General features: G+C 68.7%; 21 protein-coding genes. 11 read left to right on the top strand and 10 right to left on the bottom strand.

Annotated elements, in window-relative coordinates; translation table 11 throughout:
• Window positions 1-170: 170 nt before the first annotated feature.
• Window positions 171-1,868: a methyl-accepting chemotaxis protein gene (locus tag P7L68_RS24950; protein WP_372002513.1), complete on the top strand. Its 1,698-nt coding sequence runs from the start codon at window positions 171-173 to the stop codon at window positions 1,866-1,868.
• 123 nt (window positions 1,869-1,991) lie between these two features.
• Here P7L68_RS24950 and P7L68_RS24945 read toward each other — a convergent pair whose 3' ends face one another.
• Together P7L68_RS24945 and alr are read right to left on the bottom strand one after the other, a co-directional pair.
• Window positions 1,992-3,248 carry a D-amino acid dehydrogenase gene (locus P7L68_RS24945; RefSeq protein ID WP_372002512.1) on the bottom strand — a complete coding sequence of 419 codons (1,257 nt, stop codon included), beginning with the start codon at window positions 3,246-3,248 and terminating at the stop codon, window positions 1,992-1,994.
• Between the two features lie 82 nt (window positions 3,249-3,330).
• The gene (alr, locus tag P7L68_RS24940) at window positions 3,331-4,497 is read right to left on the bottom strand and encodes an alanine racemase (protein ID WP_372002511.1); all 1,167 of its coding nucleotides are present in this window, start codon (window positions 4,495-4,497) and stop codon (window positions 3,331-3,333) included.
• 151 nt (window positions 4,498-4,648) lie between these two features.
• On the opposite strand from alr, the gene P7L68_RS24935 reads away from it, so the two are divergent.
• Together P7L68_RS24935 and P7L68_RS24930 are read left to right on the top strand one after the other, a co-directional pair.
• On the top strand, window positions 4,649-5,110 hold the full coding sequence (locus P7L68_RS24935) for an Lrp/AsnC family transcriptional regulator (protein ID WP_372002510.1): 462 nt from the start codon (window positions 4,649-4,651) through the stop codon (window positions 5,108-5,110).
• Window positions 5,111-5,203: 93 nt separating this feature from the next.
• Window positions 5,204-5,965 carry an SDR family oxidoreductase gene (locus tag P7L68_RS24930; RefSeq protein ID WP_372002509.1) on the top strand — a complete coding sequence of 254 codons (762 nt, stop codon included), beginning with the start codon at window positions 5,204-5,206 and terminating at the stop codon, window positions 5,963-5,965.
• 2 nt (window positions 5,966-5,967) lie between these two features.
• On the opposite strand, the gene P7L68_RS24925 is transcribed toward P7L68_RS24930, so the two are convergent.
• Entirely contained in the window at window positions 5,968-6,813 is an 846-nt protein-coding gene (locus P7L68_RS24925) for a GyrI-like domain-containing protein (protein WP_372002508.1), read from the bottom strand.
• A 150-nt stretch (window positions 6,814-6,963) separates the two neighbouring features.
• Between P7L68_RS24925 and P7L68_RS24920 the strand changes: the two genes are divergently transcribed.
• Window positions 6,964-7,392 carry a DUF1810 domain-containing protein gene (locus P7L68_RS24920; RefSeq protein WP_372002507.1) on the top strand — a complete coding sequence of 143 codons (429 nt, stop codon included), beginning with the start codon at window positions 6,964-6,966 and terminating at the stop codon, window positions 7,390-7,392.
• On the opposite strand, the gene P7L68_RS24915 is transcribed toward P7L68_RS24920, so the two are convergent.
• From P7L68_RS24915 to P7L68_RS24905, 3 genes are all read right to left on the bottom strand, one after another.
• Window positions 7,393-9,093, bottom strand: coding sequence for a methyl-accepting chemotaxis protein (locus P7L68_RS24915; protein WP_372002506.1), 1,701 nt, complete (start codon window positions 9,091-9,093; stop codon window positions 7,393-7,395).
• A gap of 122 nt (window positions 9,094-9,215) precedes the next feature.
• Window positions 9,216-10,430, bottom strand: a complete 1,215-nt coding sequence (locus P7L68_RS24910) for a multidrug effflux MFS transporter (protein ID WP_372002505.1) — start codon at window positions 10,428-10,430, stop codon at window positions 9,216-9,218.
• 62 nt (window positions 10,431-10,492) lie between these two features.
• Complete coding sequence (locus P7L68_RS24905; protein ID WP_372002504.1) at window positions 10,493-11,296, bottom strand: SDR family NAD(P)-dependent oxidoreductase; 804 nt, start codon at window positions 11,294-11,296, stop codon at window positions 10,493-10,495.
• 384 nt (window positions 11,297-11,680) lie between these two features.
• On the opposite strand from P7L68_RS24905, the gene P7L68_RS24900 reads away from it, so the two are divergent.
• Both P7L68_RS24900 and P7L68_RS24895 read left to right on the top strand, forming a co-directional pair.
• Window positions 11,681-12,835: an acyl-CoA dehydrogenase family protein gene (locus P7L68_RS24900; RefSeq protein WP_372002503.1), complete on the top strand. Its 1,155-nt coding sequence runs from the start codon at window positions 11,681-11,683 to the stop codon at window positions 12,833-12,835.
• Window positions 12,832-14,400 (top strand): class I adenylate-forming enzyme family protein, encoded by a 1,569-nt coding sequence (locus P7L68_RS24895; protein ID WP_372002502.1) that lies wholly within the window; start codon window positions 12,832-12,834, stop codon window positions 14,398-14,400. The genes P7L68_RS24900 and P7L68_RS24895 overlap by 4 nt, the downstream gene beginning before the upstream one ends.
• 46 nt (window positions 14,401-14,446) lie before the next feature.
• Here the strand turns inward: P7L68_RS24895 and P7L68_RS24890 are convergent, their stop codons facing one another.
• Window positions 14,447-15,358 (bottom strand): DMT family transporter, encoded by a 912-nt coding sequence (locus P7L68_RS24890; RefSeq protein ID WP_372002501.1) that lies wholly within the window; start codon window positions 15,356-15,358, stop codon window positions 14,447-14,449.
• Complete coding sequence (locus tag P7L68_RS24885) at window positions 15,355-15,924, bottom strand: GNAT family N-acetyltransferase (RefSeq protein WP_372002500.1); 570 nt, start codon at window positions 15,922-15,924, stop codon at window positions 15,355-15,357. The genes P7L68_RS24890 and P7L68_RS24885 overlap by 4 nt, the downstream gene beginning before the upstream one ends.
• 181 nt (window positions 15,925-16,105) lie before the next feature.
• Here P7L68_RS24885 and P7L68_RS24880 point away from each other — a divergent pair, with 181 nt between their 5' ends.
• From P7L68_RS24880 to P7L68_RS24870, 3 genes are all read left to right on the top strand, one after another.
• Window positions 16,106-18,190: a methyl-accepting chemotaxis protein gene (locus P7L68_RS24880; protein ID WP_372002499.1), complete on the top strand. Its 2,085-nt coding sequence runs from the start codon at window positions 16,106-16,108 to the stop codon at window positions 18,188-18,190.
• Between the two features lie 330 nt (window positions 18,191-18,520).
• Window positions 18,521-19,687, top strand: a complete 1,167-nt coding sequence (locus P7L68_RS24875) for a class I tRNA ligase family protein (RefSeq protein ID WP_372002498.1) — start codon at window positions 18,521-18,523, stop codon at window positions 19,685-19,687.
• 7 nt (window positions 19,688-19,694) lie between these two features.
• Complete coding sequence (locus P7L68_RS24870) at window positions 19,695-20,696, top strand: LysR substrate-binding domain-containing protein (RefSeq protein ID WP_372002497.1); 1,002 nt, start codon at window positions 19,695-19,697, stop codon at window positions 20,694-20,696.
• Window positions 20,697-20,712: 16 nt separating this feature from the next.
• Here P7L68_RS24870 and P7L68_RS24865 read toward each other — a convergent pair whose 3' ends face one another.
• On the bottom strand, window positions 20,713-21,342 hold the full coding sequence (locus tag P7L68_RS24865) for a GDSL-type esterase/lipase family protein (protein ID WP_372002496.1): 630 nt from the start codon (window positions 21,340-21,342) through the stop codon (window positions 20,713-20,715).
• Entirely contained in the window at window positions 21,339-22,022 is a 684-nt protein-coding gene (locus P7L68_RS24860) for a Crp/Fnr family transcriptional regulator (protein WP_372002495.1), read from the bottom strand. Before P7L68_RS24860 ends, P7L68_RS24865 begins: the two co-directional genes overlap by 4 nt.
• Before the next feature lie 169 nt (window positions 22,023-22,191).
• Between P7L68_RS24860 and P7L68_RS24855 the strand changes: the two genes are divergently transcribed.
• Together P7L68_RS24855 and P7L68_RS24850 are read left to right on the top strand one after the other, a co-directional pair.
• Complete coding sequence (locus P7L68_RS24855; RefSeq protein WP_014743753.1) at window positions 22,192-22,794, top strand: HD domain-containing protein; 603 nt, start codon at window positions 22,192-22,194, stop codon at window positions 22,792-22,794.
• A gap of 73 nt (window positions 22,795-22,867) precedes the next feature.
• Window positions 22,868-23,644: a class II aldolase/adducin family protein gene (locus tag P7L68_RS24850; protein ID WP_041605220.1), complete on the top strand. Its 777-nt coding sequence runs from the start codon at window positions 22,868-22,870 to the stop codon at window positions 23,642-23,644.
• Window positions 23,645-23,692: the final 48 nt, after the last annotated feature.

Raw genomic sequence — 23,692 nt, 5'->3', positions numbered from 1 at the left:
TCAAGGCGGGTTCATGGTGCAAGACCTAGTCTCGCGGCTGCCGGACGGGGTCCGGCAGCCGGGATGTCGCGCCCAGGTCCGCAAGGGGCCGACATCGACCGGTTGTCTTCACAAAAAGAAGGGCCGGCTCGCCCCCGCGGCCGGTCGTCAAGATCGGGAAGGCACATATCATGTCGCTCTCGTTGCCGCGCGTCAGGAACGCGACCATCGCCTTCAGGCTCGCCGCGATGGTCGGGCTGTCCGCCATCGGTCTCCTGGCCCTCGCGATGATTGGCGCCTTCGACCAGCGCGCTCAGATGTTGCAGGATCGCGAGCGGCTGGTCCGCTCCTCCGTCGATGCGGCCGCAGCCATCGTTATGGCCGAAGTGAAACGCGCGACCCCCGCCACCGTTGATGAGGCCAAGGCAGAGGCGCTCCGGGCGCTGGAGGCGATGCGCTTCAATGATGGTGAATATGTCTGGGTCAACGACCTGGACTACCGGATGGTGATGCATCCGATCCAGCCGCGGCTGAACGGCCAGGATATGAGCGATTTCAAGGACCCGACCGGCGATCTGATCTTTCACAAGATGGTCGACACGGCAACCGGGCCGGCAAAGTCCGGGCTGTTGACCTATCACTGGCCTCGCCCGGGCGGCACCCAGCCGGTGGAAAAGCTGTCCTATGTGAAGCTCGTGCCGGAATGGGGTTGGGTGATCGGATCGGGCGTTTATATCGACGATCTGAATGCCGAACTTCGGGCGGCGATGCTGCGCAACGCCCTTTGGGCCGGGGGGCTGGCACTGGTTCTGATCGGGCTTGCCACCCTCAATGCCCGCGGCCTGTCGCGTGAGCTGCGCGGCCTGACCGGCGCCATGCGCCGCCTGGCCGATGGCGATGTGACGGTTGATATCCGTGGCACCGACCGGCGCAACGAGCTGGGTGACATGGCGCGTGCGCTGGAGGTCTTCCGCGACAATGCCCGCGAACGCCTTCGTCTGCAGGCAGAGCATGACGCCGAACAGGCTGCCCGCGATGCCCGGGCCGCCCGCATCGAGGCGCTGGTGCGTGATTTCGACCTCGAAATCGCCGAACTGGTGGATCAGGTGGCCGGGGCTGCGAACGAGCTTGAGGCGACTGCGGTCGAGATGACGCGCATCGCTGAACAGACCAATGCCCATGCCGGCTCGGCCTCGGCTGCCACCGAACAGACCTCGACCAATGTCCAGACCGTTGCGGCGGCGACCGACGAGCTGACCAGCTCGATCCGCGAGATCGGCCGCCAGGTGACCGAAAGTGCGCGCATCACCGCTCTGGCGGTGCGCGAGGCCGATGCCACCGCTTCCACTGTCCATGGCCTGGCCGATGCGGCCGATCGGATCGGCCGTGTGGTCGACCTGATCAACGGCATCGCCGCCCAGACCAACATGCTGGCGCTGAATGCCACAATCGAGGCGGCGCGCGCCGGTGATGCCGGCAAGGGTTTCGCGGTGGTGGCTGCCGAGGTGAAGAACCTCGCCCGCCAGACCAGCCAGGCGACCGAGGAGATCGCCGCCCAGATCCGTGCCGTTCAGGCCGAGACCGACGCGGCGGTGGAAGCCATCGGCGGCATCGGCCGTCGGGTGTCGGAAGTCGATGCCATCGCGACCACCATCGCCTCTGCCGTGGAGCAGCAGGCCGCCGCGGCAACCGAGATCGCCCGCAGCATTTCGGAAGCGGCCAACGGCACCCGCGACGTGGCGGAAACCGTGGTCAAGGTCTCGGCCGAAGCCAGCCGCACCGGTGCTGCCGGCCGGCAGGTGCTCACCGCCGGCGGCAGCCTGGCCCAGCGTGCCGATGTGCTCCGCGGCGACGTCACCCGCTTCATCGAAGAGGTGAAGGTGGCCTGAGGAGGGCCACCCGCCGCCTGCAACGAAGAACGCCCCCGTCACCCGAAGGTGGCGGGGGCGTCTTCGCGCCGGACCGGAGCTTGGATCGGAACAGGGCCGGCGAAGGAAAGCGAGACGGGTCGATCAGGCGGCGTAGCGGTCGATGGCCAGATCATGGGTATCGATATCGGGCCGGTCGCCCGAGATCAGATCGGCCAGCACCCGGCCCGAGCCGCACGACATCGTCCAGCCCAGCGTGCCATGGCCGGTGTTGAGCCAGAGATTGCGATATTTCGTGCCGCCGATGATCGGCGTGCCGTCCGGCGTCATCGGGCGCAGGCCGCACCAGAAGCTGGCCGCCGCCACGTCGCCACCCTCGGGGAAAAGATCCGAGACCGAATGCTCCAGCGCCTTGCGGCGACCGTCGCGGAGCGCAAGGTCGAAGCCGGCGAGTTCTGCGGTGCCGCCGACCCGGATCCGGTCGCCCAGCCGGGTGATGGCGATCTTGTAGGTCTCGTCCATCACGGTCGAGACCGGCGCCAGCTGGCTGTTGGTGATCGGCACCGTGATCGAATAGCCCTTCACCGGATAGATCGGCGCCTTGATGCCGATCTGCTTCAGCAGCAGCGGCGAATAGCTGCCCAGCGCCACCACATAGCGATCGGCGGTCAGCACGCCGCGGCTGGTCGAGACGCCGGTGATCCGGTCGCCTTCCGCCGCAAGCGCCTGGATGCTGGTGTCGTAGAGGAAGGTCACACCCAGCCGTTCGGCCTCGGCGGCCAGGTTCTGGGTGAAGATGTGGCAGTCGCCGGTCTCGTCGCCCGGCAGGCGCAGCCCGCCCACGAATTTGTCGCGCACGCGGGCGAGGCCCGGCTCGGCCCTGATGCAGCCGTCGCGATCCAGCACCTCGAAGGCGACGCCGCTGTCCTTCAGCACCTTCACGTCGCCATCGATGCCGTCCAGCTGCTCCTGCTTGCGGAACAGCTGCAGCGTGCCCATGGTGCGCTCGTCATAGCTGATGCCGATCTCGGCGCGCAGCTCCTTCAGGCAGTCGCGGCTGTATTCGGCGATGCGCACCATGCGGGCCTTGTTGACCGCATAGCGCTCGCTGGTGCAGTTGGCCAGCATCTGCGCCAGCCACGACCACTGATGCATCGACAGCTTGGGCCGGATCTTCAGCGGCCCGTGCTCCATGGTCAGCCACTTGATCGCCTTCAGCGGCACGCCCGGCCCGGCCCAGGGGGCCGAATAGCCGGGAGAGACTTCGCCCGCATTGCCGAAGCTCGTCTCCATCGCCGCCGCCGGCTGGCGGTCGACGACGGTGACCTCATGCCCCTTGCGGGCCAAGTAATAGGCCGACGCGACACCAAGAACGCCGCTACCGAGGATGATGATCTTCACAGGCTCTGCCCAGTCTTCGAAGGTGGCGGCAGGGGCCGCCGGGATGCGTGGGGTGTGGGTGGCGGGACGGCTCGTGCGGTGCTCAGCCGTTCAGGTAGCGGCGGTGATAGCGGTTGCCCAGGCTGGTGAGCACTTCGTAGCCGATGGTGCCGGCCACGGCCGCGACGGCGTCCGGGCTCTGATCGGGACCGATCAGCTCGACCAGGCTGCCGGGTTTCACGGCCTCGGGGGGCAGGTCGGTCACGTCGACGGTGATGCTGTCCATCGACACCCGGCCGGCGATCGGTGCCCCCCGGCCGCTGATCAGGGCGGAGCCGCGGCCGCTCAGGCTGCGCAGCCAGCCATCGGCATAACCGACCGAAACGGTGGCGATGCGGGTCGGCCGTTCGGCACGGAAGCGCCAGGAATAGCCGACATGGGCGCCCGCCGGGATCTCGCGGATCTGCACCACCTTGGCCGTCAGCCGGACCACGCTCTTCATCGGATTGGGCAGATGCGGCTGCGGGTTCAGGCCGTAGAGTGCGGCACCCGGGCGGGCCAGATCGAACTGATAATCAGGGCCCAGGAAGATGCCGCTCGAATTGGCGAAAGAGGCGGGGGCATCGGGCAGCAACGCCTTGCGGCGGCGGAAATTCGCCAGCTGCTCGGCATTGGCCGGATGATCGGGCTCGTCGGCGCAGGCCAGATGGCTCATCACCGCCTCGACGATGATCCCGTCCAGCAGCTCGGGTGCGGCGGCGATGCGGGTGATGTCGGCCTCGGGCAGGCCCATGCGCGACATGCCGCTGTCGATCTGCACGAAGGCCGGCAGCCGCCGGCCCAGCGCCCGGGCAAGGCCGCCCCAGGCCTCTATCTGCTCCATCGAATTCAGCACCGGCACCAGCCCGGCATGGGCGCAATCGGCCTCGGCACCGGGCATCGGCCCATGCAGAACCATGATCGCGCAATCGTCCGGCAGTGCCTGCTTCAGCGCCAGGCCTTCATCCAGATGGGCAACGAAGAAATGCCGGCAGCCGGCGTCATGAAAGACCGGTGCGATGCGCGTGGCACCCAGCCCATAGGCATCGGCCTTGACCACCGCCGCACAGGCCCGCCCGCCGAGACGGGTGCGGAGGGCGAGATAATTCTCGCGCAGTGCAGCAAGATCGATGGTCAGAAAGGCCCCGGCACGGGCCGCTGCGGCATCTTCCGCGGTACGGGAAGGCGTCGTTTCCCGGTCGGACAGGGCGGCGCTGACGCTCACATTCATGGCATGCGGCTTTCGATCGGCGGTCGGCTCGGGCGGGGATGGCACTCCACACAGCGTATGAACAAAGATCGTCGATTGTCTTGCCGATCTGGCGCAGAATCATCGAAGATAATGCCAACTACACAATTTTCTGCGAAGGAAACCGCAGATCATGCCGCTACGCCTCGACCCGGTCGACGACCGCATCGTCCGCCTCCTCCGGAAAGACGGTCGTATGAGCAATGCCCGCCTTGCCGAGGCGGTGGGGCTGTCGCAATCGGCCTGCCTCAGACGGCTGAGATTGCTGGAGAAATCCGGGGTGATCCGCGGCTATACCGCGCTCATCGATCTGCCTGCCGACGAGGAACCGACGGTGGTCATCGTCCAGATCACCCTGGAGCGCCAGACCGAGGAGGTGCTGAACCGGTTCGAGATGGCGGTCCGCCGCTGCCCCGAGGTGCGGGAGTGCTATCTGATGACCGGTCTGTCGGACTATCTGCTCCGCGTGGAAACCGAGGATGCGGCCGCCTATGAGCGCGTCCACAAGGAGGTGCTCTCACGCATGCCGGGCGTGGCACGCATCCAGTCGAGCTTTGCGATCCGGACGGTGATCCGCAACCGGCAGCCGGTGTGACGCGGAACCTCGGATGCCGTGACCGCAGCCGGATGGCCGGCCGTCGATCCCATGGCGATGCTCCTGCCATCGACAACGCAGGAGGAGCGACCGATGTCGCAGCTTGAGGGAAAGGTGGCGATCGTGACCGGGGCGAGTTCCGGGATCGGTTATGAGGCCGCGAAACTGTTTGCGGCCGAAGGCGCGCGGCTGGTGGTGGTCGCCCGCCGGCGCGCGGAACTCGACCGGCTGGTGGAAGAGATCGCCGCCCGGGATGGGGAAGCGGTGGCGGTCGCAGGGGATGTGGGCGACGACGCCGTGGCCCGGGCGGCGGTCGAGGCCGCCGAGGGGCAATTCGGCGGGCTCGACATTGCGTTCAACAATGCCGGGGCGACCGGCCCGGCGGTGCCGGTGACCGGGCTCGACGAAGCGGACTGGCGGATGGTGCTGGATGTGAACCTGACCGCCGCTTTCCTGGGCGCGCGGCACCAGATTCCGGCGATGATCGCCCGGGGCGGCGGTTCGCTGATCTTCACGTCGAGCTTCGTGGGCCCCGTGGTCGGTTTTCCGATGATGGGTGCCTATGCGGCGGCCAAGGCCGGGGTGGTCGGCCTGACCCGTGCGATTGCGGCCGAATACGGGCAGCAGGGCATCCGTGCGAATGCACTGCTGCCCGGCGGGACCGATACGCCGATGGGCCGTGATGCCATGCCCGATCCCGCGATCCGCGCCCATGTCGAAGGGCTGCATGCGCTGAAGCGTCTGGCGGACCCCGCCGAGATCGCCCGCTCGGCCCTCTATCTGGCAAGCGACATGTCGAGCTTCACCACCGGCACGGCGCTGGTGGTCGATGGCGGGGTCTCGGCGGTGCGCTGAGGTCAGTCGTCCAGCGGGATCCAGATTTCGTAGCCGCCATCGCCGGTCGCCCCGTCGAAGCTCTCGGGGTAACGCTCGAAATCCGGCGCCCGTGCCGGGGTCACACCATGGCTCGGCAGCCAATGGTTCCAGATCGTGTGGACCAGGCTGCGGATCTCGGTGATGTGCCCCGGCCAGGCGAAGACCAGATAGCTGCGCGCCGGCAGCTCCAGACGGGTCAGCTCTGCCGGCAGGCCGTCGAAGCCGGTGACCTGGGCGCCGGCCAGATAGTCGAGCCCGCCCTCGGGATCCCCGCCATAGCACACACCCAGCGACACGCCGTCCAGCCGCCCGGGCAGGGGCTCGTATTCCATCACCAGCCGTTGCCACAGGGCCGGGATGGTGCCGATGGTGCTGAGGTCGTAATGGCCGCTGAGGCCGGCGACGCGCAAGGGGCCGAGGCGCTCGGTGCGCGGGGGCGGCAGGTTCTGAAGGATGGTTGGCTGCATGATCGCGGTCTCCGAAAGCGGGAAGCGGGATGGATCGGCGAGGGCGGCGGCGCGAAACCGGTCGGGCGGCAGCCCGAAGCGGCTGCGGAAGGCGCGGGTGAAAGCCGCGTGAGAGCCGTAGCCGCAATCCAGCGCCACGGTCAGGATGTCCGGCGCGCCGGTCGCCAGCTGACGGGCGGCGGCGAGCAGGCGCACCTCGCGCAGCCGGCCGGTCACCGTGCCGCTGGTGGCGGCGGCAAAGGCCCGGCAGAGGTGAAAACGCGACACGCCCGCAACCTCGGCCATGCGGTCCAGGTCCAGCGCCTCGCGATAATGGCCGTCGATGAACCAGAGCACCCTGTCCACCGGCGTATCGGCCATGCTTTGCCTCTCCTCGACGTTCTCGACCACATGATGATGGCATGATCGGCCAGGGCCGGTTTGATCGCGCTTGCCGTCATCGCCATTCTTTCCGGAGAAAGCGACTCTTTCCGGAGAAAGCGACCGGGGCCATCACGAAGGACAGGTTCAATGACGCCGGCTGACGACCCTTATGATCTTGCGCGCTTCGTGACCGCCCAGGCGCCGGTCTTCGATCAGGCGCTGGCGGAGCTGCGGGCAGGCGCGAAACGCAGCCACTGGATGTGGTTCATCTTCCCGCAGCTGCGCGCCCTTGGCCGCAGCCCCACGGCGCAGCGCTATGGCATCGGCGATGCCGACGAGGCCCGGGCCTATCTTGCCCATCCGGTGCTGGGCCCGCGACTGGTCTGTGCGGTGGAGACGGCGACCGCCGCCCCCTCCGCATCGCTGTACGCGCTTTTCGGCAGCCCGGACGACCTGAAATTCCGGTCCTGCGTCACCCTGTTCGGGGCGGTGTCGGGGCAGCCGGTTTTCCAGGCGGCCCTCGACCGCTGGTGTGGCGGGCTGCCGGATCCCGCCACGCTCGATCTGCTCGCCTGATCAGGCCCGGATGCCAGCCAGAAACCGGTCGAGCTGGGTCTGCAGGGCGCCTGCCTGACGCGACAGCTCTTCCGATGCGCCGAGCAGCTGGGCGGCGGCGCTGCCGGTGCGCGAGGCCGCTTCGCCGACGCCCGCGATCGCTTCGCTGACTTCGCCGGTACCGCGTGAGGCCTGATCGACATTGCGGCCGATCTCGCCGATCGCTGCATTCTGTTCCTCGACCGCGGCGGCGATGGTGGCGGCGATGCCGTCGACCTCGCGGATCGCCGCGGCGATCCCCTGGATGGCGCCGACGGCGTCGCGGGTGACCGACTGGATGTCGGTGATCTGGGCGGCAATGTCGCTGGTGGCCGTCGCCGTCTGAGTGGCGAGGGACTTCACCTCATTGGCGACCACGGCGAAGCCGCGGCCGGCATCTCCGGCCCGGGCGGCCTCGATGGTGGCGTTGAGCGCCAGCAGATTGGTCTGTTCCGCGATGTCGGAGATCAGCTTGACCACATTGCCGATCCGCTCCGCCTTCTCCCGCAGGCCCTGGACCACGGCATTGGTGCCTTCGGCCTGATCGGCGGCCGCGCGCGCCTTGACAGCGCTTTCCTCGATCCGCCGGCCGATCTCGTTGCTCGACGCCGAAAGCTGGCCGGTGGCGGCGGCGACGGTCTGGACATTGGTCGAGGCGGCCTCGGCCGAACGCAGCACCTGATGCGCCCGGCGTTCGGTGTCTTCTGCGGTGCCCGAGAGGGCGCGGGCAGAACTGCGGAGCTGATCCGCCGAGCCCGAAAGCCCCGTCACCACGCCCTGAACCTGGCTTTCGAAGCTCTGGGCCAGGCTCGCCATCTCAGCCTTTTTGCGTGCCTGGGCATCACGCTCCGCGGTTTCCTGCCGGGCCCGGAAATCGGCTGCCTCGATTGCATTGGCCTTGAAGATCGCAACTGCGCCGGCGATGTCGCCGATCTCGTCGCGGCTGGCGACTTTCGGCACCTCGACGGTCAGGTCGCCACGGGCGAGGGTGAGCATCACGCCGGTCAGCCGGCGCAGCGGCTTAAGGGCCGCCACCGACCAGAGGCCGAAGAGCAGGCCCACAGCCAGGGCGACGGCACAGGCAATGATCATCAACTCCCGGAAGCCGCTTGCCTTGGCGGCCGCGATGGCACCCGCCTCCTGATTCTTGACCTCCTGCAGGTCAATGAAGGCGTTGATCGCGGCCAGCCAGTCGGTGAAGGCGGGCCGGGCGCTGGTGATCAGCAGCTGTGTCGCGCCGGCGCTGTCGCCGGCGTCGCTCAACCGGATGATCTGGGCGGCGATGGGCATTGTTCGCGCCTCGACCGCCTTGATCCGGTCGAGCCGGGTGCGGTCGTCCGCCGTCATTTCCGCGCCTGCGGCGATCATGCCGTCCAGGGCACGGGCCGCCTCGGCATAGAAGCCCTCCAGCCGGCGGATATCGGCCATGACCTTTCGCCGTTCGGCGGCATCCTGGATCAGGACGAGGTCACGAAGCGCGATCGCCCGGTCATGGACGCTGCCCCGGAAATTGATCGCGTGACGCTGCTTGACCGAATTGACGGTGTTGATCCGGGTCAGGGTGTCGTCGATCGTGTCGACCTGCGAGATGCCGACGGCCGTGAGCGCCGCCAGCATCAGGAGCAGGACGGCGAAGCCCAGGATCTGCCTGACGCGCAGGCTGGTTGCGGTGAGGAACTGCATCTGGCGCCTTGCAACGGAAGTGGATGCGGCAAAAGACGAGACGGCAGGATCACCCGTCCGGTCAAGCCTTCCTCGCTGCAACGCTGCATTACCTTGCGGGGCTCTTGTACCTGAGCGAGCGGTCACTTATCTCCTGAGGCTATGAATGCGACCGCGGCAAACCCCGAGGCGCTGGCGAGCACCACCGCCATCGCCAGGGTCTGCGGCAGCGGCAGGGCCGTCACCAGCAATGTGGCGAGCGCCGCCATGGCCATCTGCAGGAAGCCGAGCAGGGCCGAGGCGAGGCCGGCCCGACTGCCGAAGGGCTGGAGGGTGATGGCGGTGCCGAGCGGGTTGACCAGCCCCATCCCGAACAGGAACACCGAAAGCGCCGCCGTGAAGATGCCGATCCCGGGCGTGCTGCCGCCCGCGGCCAGCACCAGACCGCCTGCAAGGGCCAGCAGAGCGCCGGCGCGGGCCACGCGGCGGGCACCGAAGGCATGGGCCAGGCGCGGTGCGGCGAAGCCGGCGCCGAACACGACGAAGACGGTCGCAGCGAAGAACAGCCCCAGCTCAAGCGAAGTGAAGCCCATGTCGGTCATCAGAATGGCCGGCGTGGCGCCGAAGAAGGCATAGAGCCCGCCGAGCACCAGCGAGACGGCGCCGGCCGGCAGGATGAAGCGCCGGTCGCGGGCGAGCTCGATATAGGCCCGGGCGATGCCGCCGATGCCCGCGGGGCGCCGGCGGTCGGCCGGATGGGTCTCCCCCACCACCGCCAGATGGGCGACGGCAAGCAGGATGCCGGCCACGCCCACCAGTACGAAGGCCGCCCGCCAGCCGAAGGCCGTGTCGAGCGCGCTGCCGAGAAGCGGTGAGAAGCCCGGCGCCGCCGCCATGGCGACCATGGTCAAGGCCAGCGCCCGGGCCAGGGCCTCGCCGTCATAGAGGTCACGGGCGATGGCGCGGGAGAGCACCGAAGCGGCGCAGACACCAGCCGCCTGCACCACGCGGCCGGTGATCAGCGTGCCGAAATCGGGCGCCGCCCAGCAGATCGCCGAGCCGATCACGAACAGCATCAGACCGCCGAGCACCAGCGGCCGGCGGCCGAACCGGTCCGAGGCCGGCCCGACCACCAGCTGTCCGACCGCAAAGGCCAGGAAGAAACTGGTGAGGGTGAGGCCCAGATCCCGCGCCGGCACATCGAGCGCTGCCGCCATCGAGGGGAAGGCCGGCAGGATGATGTTGGTCGAGAGCGTGCCCAGCGCGGCCAGCCCGGCGAGCAGGGCCAGCATGCCCCCGCTGAGGCGGCGGGGTGCCGCCGTGGCTGCGGCGGGCGTGGCGGTTTCGGCAGCCGACATGGCCAGACCTCCTGAAGATCAAACGGCGTTTATATGCTGATTATCATGATTATGGTCCTGGCTCAGGCCGGGGTCGTGGCCAGATAGCGGGCCGCCGGCCGGTCATGCGACAGGTTGGGGGCAAGCCTCGCCCGGGCGGCGTCATAGGCCGCCCAGTCGGCCGCATCGGGCAGGGATGGAATGGTGACCAGCTCACCCGCATCCAGCCCGGCAAGGGCGGCGTCGACCATGTCCCCGGCTTCCATCACCATATGGGTGGGGAAATGGTCCAGGCTGCCGCCGGCGCGATCGAAGATCTCGGTGCGGGTGAGCCCGGGCAGCACCGCCTGGAAGCGGACGCCGCTGCCGGCGAGTTCGGCTGCAAGTGCCCGGGTCAGCTCCAGGACGAAAGCCTTACCGGCGACATAGGGGGCGTTCATCCGCTCGGGGATCAGGGCGACCACCGAGGCGAGGTTGATGATCGTACCCCGTCCACGCCCGGCGAAGACCTGCGCCGCGGTCAGCGTCAGCCGCTGCAGCGCGCCCACGTTCAGGGTGAGCATCGCGTCATAGCCCTGCGGCGGGGTCGCCAGCGCCGGCCCGGCGGGCCCCAGCCCCGCCGCATTCACCAACAGAGACAGGGCCGGATCCGCCTCGATCCGCGCCGCGACCGCATCCAGCCCCTCGGCGGCAGCCAGATCGGCGACCAGAACCTCCACAGCCACGCCGTATTCGGCTGCGATCTGTTCGGCCGCCGCCTCAAGCCGCAGCCGGTCGCGCGCGACCAGGATCAGATCATGTCCGCGCCGCGCCAGCCTCCGGGCGTAGACCGCCCCGATCCCTGAGGAGGCACCAGTGACCAGTGCCGTGCCTATGCCTGCTGTCATCGTCCTTGTCCCTCCAAGCCGTTCCGCCCGGTGCGGTTTCGAATTATATATGATGATCATCATCAAAAATGGCGAGGCCGTCCAGGGTGAAATGTTCTGCATCACAATCGTCACCCAGGCCGGGGGCGAAGTTATACTGATACCGGTATGCCGGAACGTAGATCATCGACGGTGTCCGCATTCATCAAATTCCACTATGCGGCCACACATTCCGCTGATTTGACCCATGCCCGCGCCCCCCTCTATCGTTTCGGGCGATGAGGACGGTGGCCGGTTGCGATACCCCTCCGCCATCCGGCGACGTGGCGGCCGCCGTTCTCGTCTGCAGCCGTGCTGCGATCCCCGCCGCATCCGCTTCGCCCGCGTTGAGGAATTCCCCGAATCATGGCCCTCGATCCCGAAACCCTGGAACAGCTGGTCGGCACCGTCCGGCGCTTTGTGCGTGAGCGGCTGGTGCCGTTGGAGCATCAGGTCGCCGAGACCGACGAGATCCCGCATGAGGTGGTCGCCGAGATGCGTGAGCTCGGCCTGTTCGGTCTGTCGATTCCGGAAGAGTTCGGCGGGCTCGGGCTGTCGATGACCGAAGAGGTGAAGGTCGCCTTCGAACTGGGCTGGACATCGCCCGCCTTCCGGTCGCTGCTCGGCACCAATAACGGCATCGGCGCCCAGGGCATCGTGATGGACGGCACCGCCGAACAGAAGGCGCAGTGGCTGCCGAAGCTGGCCTCGGGCGAGGTGATCGGATCCTTCTGCCTCACCGAACCGGAAAGCGGCTCGGATGCGGCGAGCCTCAGGACCAGTGCCCGGCGCGACGGTGACGGCTATGTGCTCAACGGCACCAAGCGCTACATCACCAATGCGCCCGAGGCCGGCATCTATACGGTGATGGCGCGAACCGACCCCGAGAAGCGCGGGGCCTCGGGCATCTCGGCCTTCATCGTCGAGCGCGGCACGCCCGGTCTGACGGTGGCGAAGCCCGATCGCAAGATGGGCCAGCGCGGCGCCCATACGGCGGATGTGATCTTCGAGGATTGCCGCGTGCCGGCCTCGGCGGTGATCGGCGGCGTCGAAGGCGTGGGCTTCAAGACCGCGATGAAGGTGCTGGATCGCGGCCGGCTGCATATCGCGTCGGTCTGTGTCGGCGTGGCCGAGCGCCTGATCCATGACGCCCTCAGCTATGCCATGGACCGCCGTCAGTTCGGCCAGCCGATCGCCGAATTCCAGCTGATTCAGGCCATGCTTGCCGACAGCCGTACCGAGGCCTACGCCGCGCGCTGCATGGTCGAAGATGCCGCCCGCCGCCGCGATGCCGGCGAGGACGTCAACATGCTCGCCTCGTGCTGCAAGCTCTTCGCGTCCGAGATGGTCGGCCGGGTGGCGGATCGGGCGGTGCAGATCCTGGGCGGCGCCGGCTATATCGCCGATTACGGTGTCGAGCGTTTCTATCGCGATGTCCGCCTGTTCCGGCTCTATGAAGGCACCAGCCAGATCCAGCAGATCGTGATCGCCCGCAACATGATCCGCGAGGCCCGTTCATGACCGCCGACGCCCCCGCCGCGGCGCCACGGTTCGAGGATCACGTCGGCAACCCGCATCGCTATCGACGCCTGCACGAGGTGATGGAGGCGGCCGCCCGCGCCCATCCGGACAAGCCTGCGATCATCCATGACGACGGCCGGATCAGCTTTGCCGAACTGATGGCCGAGAGCGAGGCCCTGGCCCGCCGGCTCGACGGTTGGGGCGTGCGGCCGGGGGACCGGCTGCTGGTGGTCTCGGAGAATGCGCCCGCCCTGGTCGGCGCGATCCTGGCCGCCAGCCGCCGCGATGTCTGGGTCATCCCGCTCAATGCCCGGCTGACCGGGGCGGAGGTGGACCGGATCGCGGCCCATTCGGGGGCCCGGCGCATCCTTTATACCAGCGGCGTATCGCCTGAGGCTGCCGCCCATGGTGCGAGGGCCGGGGCCGGGGAGATCGATCTGGGCGCGCTGGGCCGGGTGATGCTGTCGCCCGAAAACCCGGAGGCGATGCCCGAGCCGGTGGAAGAGGGCCCGGGGCAGGTGGCGGCGCTGGTCTATACCACCGGCACCACCGGCAATCCCAAGGGTGTGATGATCACCCACGCCAATCTGATCCTGGTGGCGGATGAATCCGGCCGCGGCCGCCAGATCACCCATCGCGACGTGGTCTATGCCGTGCTGCCGATGTCGCACATCTTCGGCCTGTCGTCGGTGCTGACCGGATCGATGATGCGTGGGGCGACGCTGCGCCTGGCGCCGCGTTTCGACCCCGATGCCGTCTTCCGCGCGCTGGCGGACGAGGGCGTCACCATGTTCCAGGGCGTGCCTGCGATGTATCAGCGCCTGCTGGCGGTGCTGAAATCGCGCGGCCAGACATCGATCGCCCGGCCATATCTGCGCTATTGCTCGGCGGGCGGTTCGCCGCTGGATCCGGCCGTGAAGGCAGCGGCCGAGGCGCTGGTGGGAACCTCGCTCCACAACGGTTACGGCCTGACCGAGACGACCTCTGCTGTGTCGCAGACCACCCCCGCGGAACCGGCCATCGACGACAGCGTCGGCCGGCCGTTGCCGAATATGGCGGTCAAGGTGGTCGATGCCGACGACCGCGACCTGCCCGACGGCCAGGTCGGCCGGCTCTGGATCCACAGCCCCGGGGTGATGAAGGGCTATTACAAGGCGCCGGAGTTGACGGCCGAGGTGATGAAGCCGGGAGGCTGGTTCGACACCGGTGATCTGGCGCGTGTCGAGGGTGGCCGGATCTTCATCGCCGGGCGGGCCAAGGAGCTGATCATCCGCTCGGGTTTCAACGTCTACCCGCCCGAGGTGGAGGGGGTGCTGAACGCCCATCCCGATGTGGCGCAGTCGGCCGTGGTCGGCCGGACGGTCCCCGGCAATGAAGAGGTGGTGGCCTTCGTCCAGCCGGTGCCGGGGCGGGTGCTGACCCGCGAGGCGCTCGCCGGCTGGGTTGCGGAACGGCTGGCGCCCTATAAGCGCCCGGCCGAGTTCGTGATCATGGATGCCTTCCCGGCAACCGCCACCGGCAAGGTGCTGAAGGCGCAGCTGAAGGACATGGCTGCGCGGGGTTGATGGCGGGGATCAACCCGCACCATCAACCCCTGGCGTCCCCCCGAAGTCAGCCCGCCGCCCGCCTCTGTCCGGCGGCGCGGCGGGTCTCCAGCCAAAGGCAGGCGCTGACGATGATCGCAGCCCCCATGATCGAGGCCAGGCCCGGCGTCGTCCGCCAGATCGCCCAGTCATAGAGCACGGCCCAGGCGAAAGCGGTGTATTCCAGCGGGGCCACCCGCTGCACTTCGACCCGGGCCAAGGCCCAGGAAATCAGCGCGATTCCGCTGACACTCAGCCCGGCCACGACCAGATAGCCGGCAAGCTGGGTGGCCGAGACCGGCGTCCAGTCGATCAGCGCCACCGGAATTGCAACCGTGCCCGCGACCAGGTTGGCGCTCAGCGCCAGCGCCCCGATGCCCTCCGAGGGCGCCAGCTTGCGGGTGGTCACGATGACGCCGGCATAGCCGACCGTGCCGATCAGCGCCGCCACATAGCCCGTCAGCGGGCCATGGCCCTGATCGTCCTGGACCATCAACCCCGGCGAGGCGACCACCAGCACGCCCAGGAAACCGGCCGAGAGGGCGATGCCCGCCCCCTTGCCCGGCCGTTCCCCCATCAGTGCCCAGGCGAGCAGCACGGTCACGATCGGGGCCGTGAAGAGGATGGCATAGGCCTCTGCCAGCGGCAGCAGGGTGAAGGCGGTAAAGAAGCCGAAACCTGCGATCGCCAGCAGCACACCGCGCAGCAGATGAGCCGCCGGCCGGGCCAGTCGCCAGGTGCTGCGCTCGGGCCTGAGCAGCCACCAGAGCCCGACCCAGGGCAGGGAGGCCGCGGATTTGAGCAGCACGATCTGGCCGATGCCGTGATCGCCGCCCAGCAGCTTCACCACCACATCCATGGTCGAGAGCAGGCAGACCGCCAGCAGCATCGCCCCGACCGGCCGGGTGCCGGCGGCTTCGGTTCCGCCAGACGCACTCATGCGTCGGATCCGAGCGGCAGGTCGTAGCGGTATTCGACCGAACGGCTGAGATCGTGAAGCTCGCGGGTCACGGGGGCCCGTACGAAGCCGTGCGCCTCGTAGAAGGCATGGCCCTCGGCGAAACGGGTATCTGTCCAGAGCATCAGATGCCGGCCACCGGCGTTGCGGGCGTGTTCGATGGCGCGCACCAGCATCCGTCGGGCGAGGCCGAGCCGCCGTGCCCGTGGTGAGACATACAGTTTGAACAACTCGAAATGGCCCGCTGCTTCGCCCTCTGCCGCCATCACCGCGCAACTGGCCAGGATCGTGTCCGCCGTTGCCGGGGCAGCGGGATCGCCGCCTGCAACGGCCACCCAGGCGGCACCGCCACGGGCATCGACATGGCTGGCATAGTGGCGCAGCTCCGGCAGTTCACCATCGACATCCAGGATGCAGCCCGGATAGGCGGACCAGCAGAGATCGATGAGGGCGATCAGCCCGTCTCCATCGGCATCGACGAGAGGCCGGATGATCGGCACCGGCAGGGCAGTGACGAGCGGTGTATGGGCTGGGGCAGTATCGGGCATGGGGGCGCATATCCGGCGAGGGCCTGGCGGAGGAACGTATGAAGCCTCGCCCATCTGCGGGCGTGGGTCCATCGAGGATTTCTGGGGGTGAGGGGGAATGCCGCTGAACCACAGCCGGATCGTCATCCGCGCGTCATGGTTGGTGTGATAGATCGGACACACGACATGGACGGAGGGCGACATGGCCGGACGCGGTATCTTCAGATCCCTGCGCCTGCGCATCCTGGTGCTGGGCGGTGGGATCCTGCTCGTCGGCTTCGGGCTGGCGACTGCCTATGTGCTGCGGACCCAGGAAGAGGCGGCGCGGCTTGCGGCCGACCGGATTCTGGCGGAGACGGCAGCCGGCCAGGCGGCGGTGGTGGCGGAAGAGATCGGCCGTGCCGTTGCCCTGGCCGAGACGATGGCGGCCGGGCAGACCGGCATGCTGGCTGCCGGCGTCACCGATCGCACGGCCCTGGCCGCGGCATTGCACGGGGTGATCGCGGCCGAGGCGGGGGTGGTCGGCGGTGGCCTTGGCTGGCAGCCCGGCCTGCCCGACGGGCGGGATGCCGATTTCCGCAACACCGGTCTCGGTGACGCCGAAGGCCGGTTCGTGCCCTATATGTCGCGCACCGCTGATGGCGGCGTGGTGACCGAGCCGTTGATCATGGATGCGGCGGCGGACGCCTGGTATGGCGCGCCCATGCGTGCCGGCCGCAGCCTGGTGACCGAGCCCTATCTTTATCCCGTCGCCGGGCGGGATGTGCTGATGACCACGGCCGCTGCCCCCATTCTGCGGGCGGGCAAGCCGGTCGGCGTCGCCACCGTCGATCTGGGCCTCGATGACCTGCAGCGGCGGATCGGTGCGGCCAGACCCTTCGGCAGCGGCCAGGTGGCGGTATTGTCCGCCGACGGATTGTGGGTGGTTCATCCCGACGACGCGCGCCGCGGGAAGCCGGCGACGGCCCCGGCGATTGCCGGCATCCTGAAGGCAACGGCGAGCGGGCCGGTCGAAAGGGCGCTGGATGGTGCCGAGGTGGCCGGGCCCGCCGGCCCGGTTCTGGTCCGGGCGCTGCCGGTGGATCCGGGCCGTGGTGCGGCACATTGGACGGTGCTGGTCACGGTGCCAGAGGCGGCGGTCTTCGCCGAAGCCCGCGCCGTGGAGCGACGGCTGTCGATCGGCCTGGTGGTGATCGCCCTGGGTGCCGGGCTCGCGCTGTTCTGGATGGGGCACGCGATTGCCGCACCGATCCGCCGGCTGACCGGTACCATGCATCAGCTGGCCGAGGGCGATCGCGCGATCGAGGTGCCGGCAACGGCCCGGGCCGACGAAATCGGTGCCATGGCCCGCACTGTGGTCGTGTTCCGCGACGGTCTGGCCCGCGCCGACGAACTGGCCCACGAGGCAGAGCGACGGCGCGAGGCCCATGAAGCGGAGCTTGCATCCGAACGCCGGCGGATCGCCGACGCTTTTGAACAGGAGGCGGGCCGGATGCTGCAGGAGTTGATCACCGCGGCGGCGCGGATGCGCGACACCGCAGTCGGGATGGGCCAGATGTCGGCGACATCGATCGATGGTGCACGGGCGGTGGATGCCGAATCGCGAGCGGCTGCCGCCAATGTCCAGACCGTCTCCGCCGCGGCGGAAGAATTGTCGGCCTCGATCGGTGAGATCGGCTCCCAGGTCGGTCGGGCCCGCGGTGCCGCCGATCGGGCGGTCGAAGAGGCGGGCAGTGCTGACAGCCAGGCGAAGCGGCTGGCCGAGACGGGCCGTGTGATCGGCCAGGTGGTGTCGCTGATCGGCGACATCGCCGGCCAGACCAATCTTCTGGCGCTGAATGCCACCATCGAGGCGGCCCGTGCCGGCGAGGCCGGCAAGGGCTTTGCCGTGGTCGCATCCGAGGTGAAGGCGCTGGCCGATCAGACTGCGCGGGCGACCGCCGATATTTCGGGGCGGTTGGGCGAGATCCAGGGCGCTGCGGCCGATATGGGCACGGCGATCGACCGGGTGACGGTCAGCATTCGTGAGATGCACGAGATTGCGCTCACCATCGCCTCGGCCATCGATCAGCAGGGGGCCGCCACCGCCGAAATCGCCCGCAACGTCCAGGAAGCCGCCACCGCAACCGACCGGGTGTCGGTGCGCGCGGCCGAGGTGGGGCAGGCCTCCGACCGGACCGGCGATGCCGCCGATGCGGTACTGGCTGGTACCGAGGAACTCACCACGACTGTTTCGCGGCTCGACCAGGTGGTACGTGAGATCCTGGCGCGGATCCGCGCCGGCTGACGGGCACCCCCCCGGCAGATCGTTCTTGACGGAGAGGTGCGCCATCGCGCAGGCTTCCCCGCACAGGTTCGTCACGCGCAGGAGAGGAGGGCAGTCATGATCGTCGGCATCTGCACGCATGCCCGCCGCTCCCCGGCCGCCCGTGGCCGCTGCCTGGTATCGGTATCGATTGCGCGAATTTCCCGCCCGGTCTCTGCGGAGGCCGGGACCGGCGTCGTCATAGGGCGCCGGAGCGACGATACAGGCACCGCCTGACCGCTCGGAGACGAGGTCCCGGTTTCGCATCGGAAGGACCGCCCGGCGGGGCGGTACGACCGACGGGATCCGATCATGACCGAGCTGCTTCTTCAGGCCACCGCCACGCCCTTTTCCGATCATCCTTCCGTCTCCGGGCATCTGACCTTCTCCGTCGAGGCTGATCCCGCACGCGAAACCAGGCTCGTGGAGGCGTGGACCGAGATGCGCCTGCATCGCCGTGTCCGCAGCGCCTGCGCCGGCCGGCCGCGCGCGGCCCTGCCCGACATGCCCGGGATCCTGCCGCCGGGCGCAGGCGTGGTCGAGGAGGCTCTCTGCCAGGACATGCTGGCGCGCGCCCGGCGCATGGCCGGGTTCGACACGCCCCCCCCGGCCGGGGCCGCCCATGCCGCCGGCCGGCGGCTCGGCCTGCTGGCGGATGCCGATGCCCCCCAGAGTGACGCCGGCGCCGAGTGGCGGCGTTGGGCCGGGCATGCGGACCAGGAGGGTGCCGATCTGCTCCGTGCACGGTTTGCGGCCGGTGACGATGCCGACGCTTCTGCCGCATTCCAGTGCATCCGTGTGACCCTTGGCCGGATGCTCGATCATCTGTCGGTGGCACCGGCCGGGCTGCTTCCGCCGGTCGACCGGCTCGATCTGCCCGAGATCCTGCTGCTCACCCGGCTGGTCGAGATCGATGCCGAGCTGCGCGACGATCTGGAGGCGGCCGATCTGCCGGCGATGCTGGCCCGGCTGACACGGTTCTGCGCCGATGAGCTGACCACCGGCTGGGCGGGATTGCGGGCCGGGCTGCTGGCGGCCGATGCGGATGCCTCGGGGCGGCGGGCGGTCGCGGCGGTCGCCGCCCGCGCCTTCAACCATCTGGTCGCCTGGGTTGCGCCGCTTCTGCCCTTTACCGCCGAAGAAGCCTGGCTGGCGCGCTGGGGTGCCGGGGCCGGCAGCGTTCATGAACGTCTCTGGCCGTCGGTGGATCCGCTTTGGGCGACGCCGGGAACGATCCTCGCCAACCGGCGCCTGGACCGGCTGCGGGCCCTGGTGCGGGATGTTGCAGCGGGGAAGACTTTCGGGGCGGATACCGTCGTCGAACTGGATCTGCCTGCCGACCGGCGGCCGCCCTTCCGCGATGGTGAACTTGCCCGTCTGCTGGGGGTGGGGCGCCTGCGCCTTCGCAGCCTTCCGGCAGGTGCGGCCCCCATAGCACGGCTTGCTGCCCCTGGACCGGTTCTTCCCGCCACGGCATGATCGGCGCATGGCAGATGCTCCGCTCCGCGATCCCAATCCCGAACCGGGGGGCGCCCATGCCGATCCGGCGCTTCGGCCCGAGATCGCGCGGGCGCGCACTATTGCGCGCCTGCCGCTGAATGCGATCCGGGCCTTTACCGCCGCGGCGCGGCTGGGCGGCATGGCGGCGGCAGCAGGAGAGCTTGGCCTTACCCCCGGGGCCGTCAGCCAGCAGGTGAAGACGCTGGAAGACCGGCTGGGGCTGAAGCTGTTCGAACGCGAAGCCCGCGGGGTCCGCCTGACCGCTGTCGGTGCCGACCTTGCCGATGCCGCCCATCAGGCGCTGGACGGGATGGCCCATGCCTATGAACGGGCGCTGGCCCGCACGGCGCCCGGCATCCTGACCGTCGGCGTGGCGCCGAGTTTTGCAAGCCTCTGGCTGGCCCCCCGCATCGGCGGGTTCCTGAAGGCGCAGCCCGATCTGGCCGTGCGTCTCGACAGCCAGCGTCACCATGTCGACCTCGCCCGCGGCGAGGCCGATATCGCCCTGCGCTGGGGGCGCGGGGACTGGCGCGGTCTGGTGGTGCTGCCGCTCGGTCCCGAACCCCTCACCCCGGTCGCAGCGCCTGCTTTGGCCGCCGCGCTGCGTGCCCGCACTGATTTTGCGCCCGCCTGCCTGCTGGATCAGGTGCGACTGCACTTCGCCGAACTCGATGATTGGGGCTGCTGGTTCCGGGCGGCGGGGGTGGCGATGCCGGAGGTGATCGCCGCCGGGCCGGGCGGACCGGTCTTCAGTGAATCGACTGCGGTGATCGAGGCGGCGGAAGCCGGTCAGGGCATCGCCATCGGCCGGCCGTCGCTTACGGCCGATGCGATCGCGGCCGGCAGGCTGGTGCCGCTTTTCCCCGACATCAGTGCTGATGACGGCTGGGGTTATTATCTGGTTGCAACCGAAGCCGGGCTGCGCCGGCCGGCGGTGTCGGCCTTTCGGGACTGGCTGATGGCCGAGATTGCAAAGATGCCGCGCTGACCCGGCCAAGGCCGTGTCAGGTGCTGCCGGTCCAGGCCCGCCAGGCCGGCCAGCCTTCGATCAACGTGGCAAGGCGTTCATATCCTGCGGCATCCGGATGGGCACCATCGCCGGCACGGACCTCTGCCATCCAGACCGGATCTGCGGCCAGGGCATCGAAGACCGGCAGCCATGGCACGTCCAGGCGCCGGCAGATCGGCCCGAGGGCGTCGCTCAATGCCCGGATGCGCAGATTGGGCTCGTCTTCCGCGATCGGCGGCGGACCGACCATCAGCACGGGCCGGCGGGCGCCGGCAACCCTCAGAATGCCCTCGGCATTGGCGAGACTTTCGGCCATCGGCAGCCTGGTGCCAGAGGGCGTGGGCGCCTCCATGCGGTCATTGACCCCGAAGGCGAAGATCAGCCGGCCGTCGACGCCCTCCGGCAGCCGGGCGCGGCTTTCGCTCAGCCAGCGTTCGGCGATGTCGCGGCTGGTGTCGCGGCGGATGCCCAGATTGTAGAGGGTGAGATCGGCACCGCGTGCGATGGCCTTTGCCGCCACGCGGCCCGCCCAGCCCAGGCAGGTGCTGTCGCCCGCACCGGCCACGAAACTGTCGCCGATCACGCAGATTCTCAGGGGCAGACGCTCCTCGCCGCCCGCCGTCATCCGCGGGCGATCCGGTCCAGGGCGGCCCGGTCCGTGATCGTCACCCGCCCATAGGCGCGGGCGATCAGCCCGTCGCGCGCCCAGGCGCCGAGCAGGCGATTGACGGTCTGGCGCGACGTGCCGAGCATGTGACCCAATTCCTCCTGCGGCAGATGCAGGGCGATCCGTGTGGCGGTGCCTTCGACCTCTCCATAGGCATCGGCCAGCGCCAGCAGGCGCTTGGCGAGCCGGCGGTCGAGGGGCAGAAAGGCTTCGTCTTCGAGAGCTGAAAAGGTCATGCGCAGCCGGCGGCAGAGCAGAACCAGAAGATGTTCCGACAGTGGCGGATGTTCTGCAAGCAGGCGTACGAAGGCGGCCTTCGGTACTACGATCAGCTCGCTCTCGCCCAGCGCCACCGCGTCATGGGTGCGACGGCCACCATCGATGAGGGCGATTTCACCGAACCAGGCCCCCGGCTCCAGCACGGCCAGAACCAGTTCCCGGCCGTCATCGCCGGCTGAGGCGATACGAACTGCGCCCGAGAGGACGCCGAACAAGGCATCGGCCTCGTCGCCCTTGGCATGAATCAGCCCGCCATCCGGCACCCGTCGCCGGCTGCCGGCATCCGTCAGGCGCCGTACCGTGTCCTCGGGCAGAGAGGAGGAAAGGAAGCCGCTCTGGTCGGCGAAGGGGATGGTCATCTGACGGGGCAGCGGCTCAAGGAAGAGAGGGGATGGTTGCCCGGACTGTCGCAGGGCCGACAGACGGCGGGAGACACATGATCCTAGCATGTTTGTCCCTGAACCAACGTTCGGGCAAGGGGCGACAACCCGGCCCCGTCAAAGATTGAGAGGGAGGACGAGCCGTCACATGAACGCCATCACGCCGCCCGATGCCGAAGCCCGCGCCGGCTTTCGCCGCATGCAGGAGGGCACCGCCGAGGATTGGGCGAAGATCGCCGGCAGCTTCCGCGGCTATGCGAGGGCGCTGCCCGACCGGATCCTGGATCATCTGAAACTGCTGGATGGTGATTTCGGCGGATTTCCGATCGATCGGCTGCATCATTCGCTGTTGACCGCCACGCTTGCCCATCAGGCCGGCGAGAGCGAGGAATATGTCGTCTGTGCCCTGCTCCATGATATCGGGGATACGCTCGGCAGCTATAACCATCCGGATATCGCGGCCGCGATCGTGAAGCCCTTCGTCGAGCCGGAGCATCATTGGATGGTGGAGAAACACGGTCTGTTCCAGGGCTATTACTTCTTCCACCACATCGGGCTGGACCGTGACATCCGGGAACAGTTCCGGGGGCATCCGAATTTCGACCGCACGGCGGCCTTCTGCGAAAAATACGATGCGCCGGCCTTCGATGCCGATGCCGCGTGTATGCCGCTTGAAGCCTTCGAGCCCATGCTGCGGCGGGTGTTCGCCGCGCCGAAGCAGTCGGTCTACAAAAAGGCGATGGAGGACTGATGCCATGACCGCCCAGCATCCCGCCCCGGCTGCCGATCCCGCAGCAAAGCGCCCCGCGACGGATCCGGGGCCGATGAGTGCTGCCGCTGCCCGCTACGGCAACCTGCCCCGACCGCCCCGCTTCGAGCGGGTGGAGGAGGCCCGGCTTCATGCCAAGCAGCGTCTTGCCGCCGGTTTCCGGATCTTCTCGCGCTTCGGCCTGGATGAAGGCGTGGCCGGCCATATCACGGTCCGCGATCCCGAGCATCCGACCACTTTCTGGACCAATCCCTTCGGCGTTCACTTCAGTCAGATCAAGGTGTCGAACCTGATCCGGGTCGATGAAGAGGGGCAGGTGGTCGATGGTGATGCGATCTGCAATGCGGCGGCCTTCGCCATCCATTCCCGCATCCACAAGGCCCGCCCGGATGTGATGGCCGCGGCCCACAGCCACGGGGTCTATGGCCGTGCCTGGTCGACGCTGGGGCGGCCGCTTCAGCCGATCACCCAGGATTCCTGCGCCTTTTGGAACGACCATGCCGTCTATGACGATTTCGGCGGTGTGGTTGTCGAACTGGACGAGGGCGACCGGATCGCGCGGGCCTTGGGCAACAACAAGGCCGCGATCCTGCAGAACCACGGCCTGCTCACCGTCGGTGCCTCGGTCGACGAGGCTGTCTGGTGGTATGTGGCGATGGAGCGCTGCTGCCAGGTCCAGCTGATGGCAGAGGCGGCAGGCACGCCCAAGGTCATCTCCGATGCCTCGGCCGCCCAGGCCTATTCGGTCACCGGCACCGCCCAGGCCGGCTGGTTCCAGTTCCAGCCGCTCTATGCCCGGATCGTCAAGGAACAGCCGGACCTGCTCGACTAGGTCGTCAACGCGGATTGGTGCATTCCCGTGGATGCAGCGTTTCGCGTA

It is taken from the genome of Tistrella mobilis (genome assembly GCF_041468085.1).
GTDB lineage: Bacteria > Pseudomonadota > Alphaproteobacteria > Tistrellales > Tistrellaceae > Tistrella > Tistrella mobilis_A.
The sequence above is the reverse complement of the archived record's forward strand: the minus strand, read 5'-3'. Positions and strand labels throughout refer to the sequence as shown.

Excerpts from the sequence above, each read along its gene's own strand:
- P7L68_RS24950 (WP_372002513.1), top strand. The coding sequence starts at position 171 with ATGTCGCTCTCGTTGCCGCGCGTCAGGAACGCGACCATCGCCTTCAGG.
- alr (WP_372002511.1), bottom strand. The coding sequence starts at position 4,497 with ATGAATGTGAGCGTCAGCGCCGCCCTGTCCGACCGGGAAACGACGCCT.
- P7L68_RS24935 (WP_372002510.1), top strand. The coding sequence starts at position 4,649 with ATGCCGCTACGCCTCGACCCGGTCGACGACCGCATCGTCCGCCTCCTC.
- P7L68_RS24930 (WP_372002509.1), top strand. The coding sequence starts at position 5,204 with ATGTCGCAGCTTGAGGGAAAGGTGGCGATCGTGACCGGGGCGAGTTCC.
- P7L68_RS24925 (WP_372002508.1), bottom strand. The coding sequence starts at position 6,813 with ATGGCCGATACGCCGGTGGACAGGGTGCTCTGGTTCATCGACGGCCAT.
- P7L68_RS24920 (WP_372002507.1), top strand. The coding sequence starts at position 6,964 with ATGACGCCGGCTGACGACCCTTATGATCTTGCGCGCTTCGTGACCGCC.
- P7L68_RS24915 (WP_372002506.1), bottom strand. The coding sequence starts at position 9,093 with ATGCAGTTCCTCACCGCAACCAGCCTGCGCGTCAGGCAGATCCTGGGC.
- P7L68_RS24910 (WP_372002505.1), bottom strand. The coding sequence starts at position 10,430 with ATGTCGGCTGCCGAAACCGCCACGCCCGCCGCAGCCACGGCGGCACCC.
- P7L68_RS24905 (WP_372002504.1), bottom strand. The coding sequence starts at position 11,296 with ATGACAGCAGGCATAGGCACGGCACTGGTCACTGGTGCCTCCTCAGGG.
- P7L68_RS24900 (WP_372002503.1), top strand. The coding sequence starts at position 11,681 with ATGGCCCTCGATCCCGAAACCCTGGAACAGCTGGTCGGCACCGTCCGG.
- P7L68_RS24895 (WP_372002502.1), top strand. The coding sequence starts at position 12,832 with ATGACCGCCGACGCCCCCGCCGCGGCGCCACGGTTCGAGGATCACGTC.
- P7L68_RS24890 (WP_372002501.1), bottom strand. The coding sequence starts at position 15,358 with ATGAGTGCGTCTGGCGGAACCGAAGCCGCCGGCACCCGGCCGGTCGGG.
- P7L68_RS24885 (WP_372002500.1), bottom strand. The coding sequence starts at position 15,924 with ATGCCCGATACTGCCCCAGCCCATACACCGCTCGTCACTGCCCTGCCG.
- P7L68_RS24880 (WP_372002499.1), top strand. The coding sequence starts at position 16,106 with ATGGCCGGACGCGGTATCTTCAGATCCCTGCGCCTGCGCATCCTGGTG.
- P7L68_RS24875 (WP_372002498.1), top strand. The coding sequence starts at position 18,521 with ATGACCGAGCTGCTTCTTCAGGCCACCGCCACGCCCTTTTCCGATCAT.
- P7L68_RS24870 (WP_372002497.1), top strand. The coding sequence starts at position 19,695 with ATGGCAGATGCTCCGCTCCGCGATCCCAATCCCGAACCGGGGGGCGCC.
- P7L68_RS24865 (WP_372002496.1), bottom strand. The coding sequence starts at position 21,342 with ATGACGGCGGGCGGCGAGGAGCGTCTGCCCCTGAGAATCTGCGTGATC.
- P7L68_RS24860 (WP_372002495.1), bottom strand. The coding sequence starts at position 22,022 with ATGACCATCCCCTTCGCCGACCAGAGCGGCTTCCTTTCCTCCTCTCTG.
- P7L68_RS24855 (WP_014743753.1), top strand. The coding sequence starts at position 22,192 with ATGAACGCCATCACGCCGCCCGATGCCGAAGCCCGCGCCGGCTTTCGC.
- P7L68_RS24850 (WP_041605220.1), top strand. The coding sequence starts at position 22,868 with ATGAGTGCTGCCGCTGCCCGCTACGGCAACCTGCCCCGACCGCCCCGC.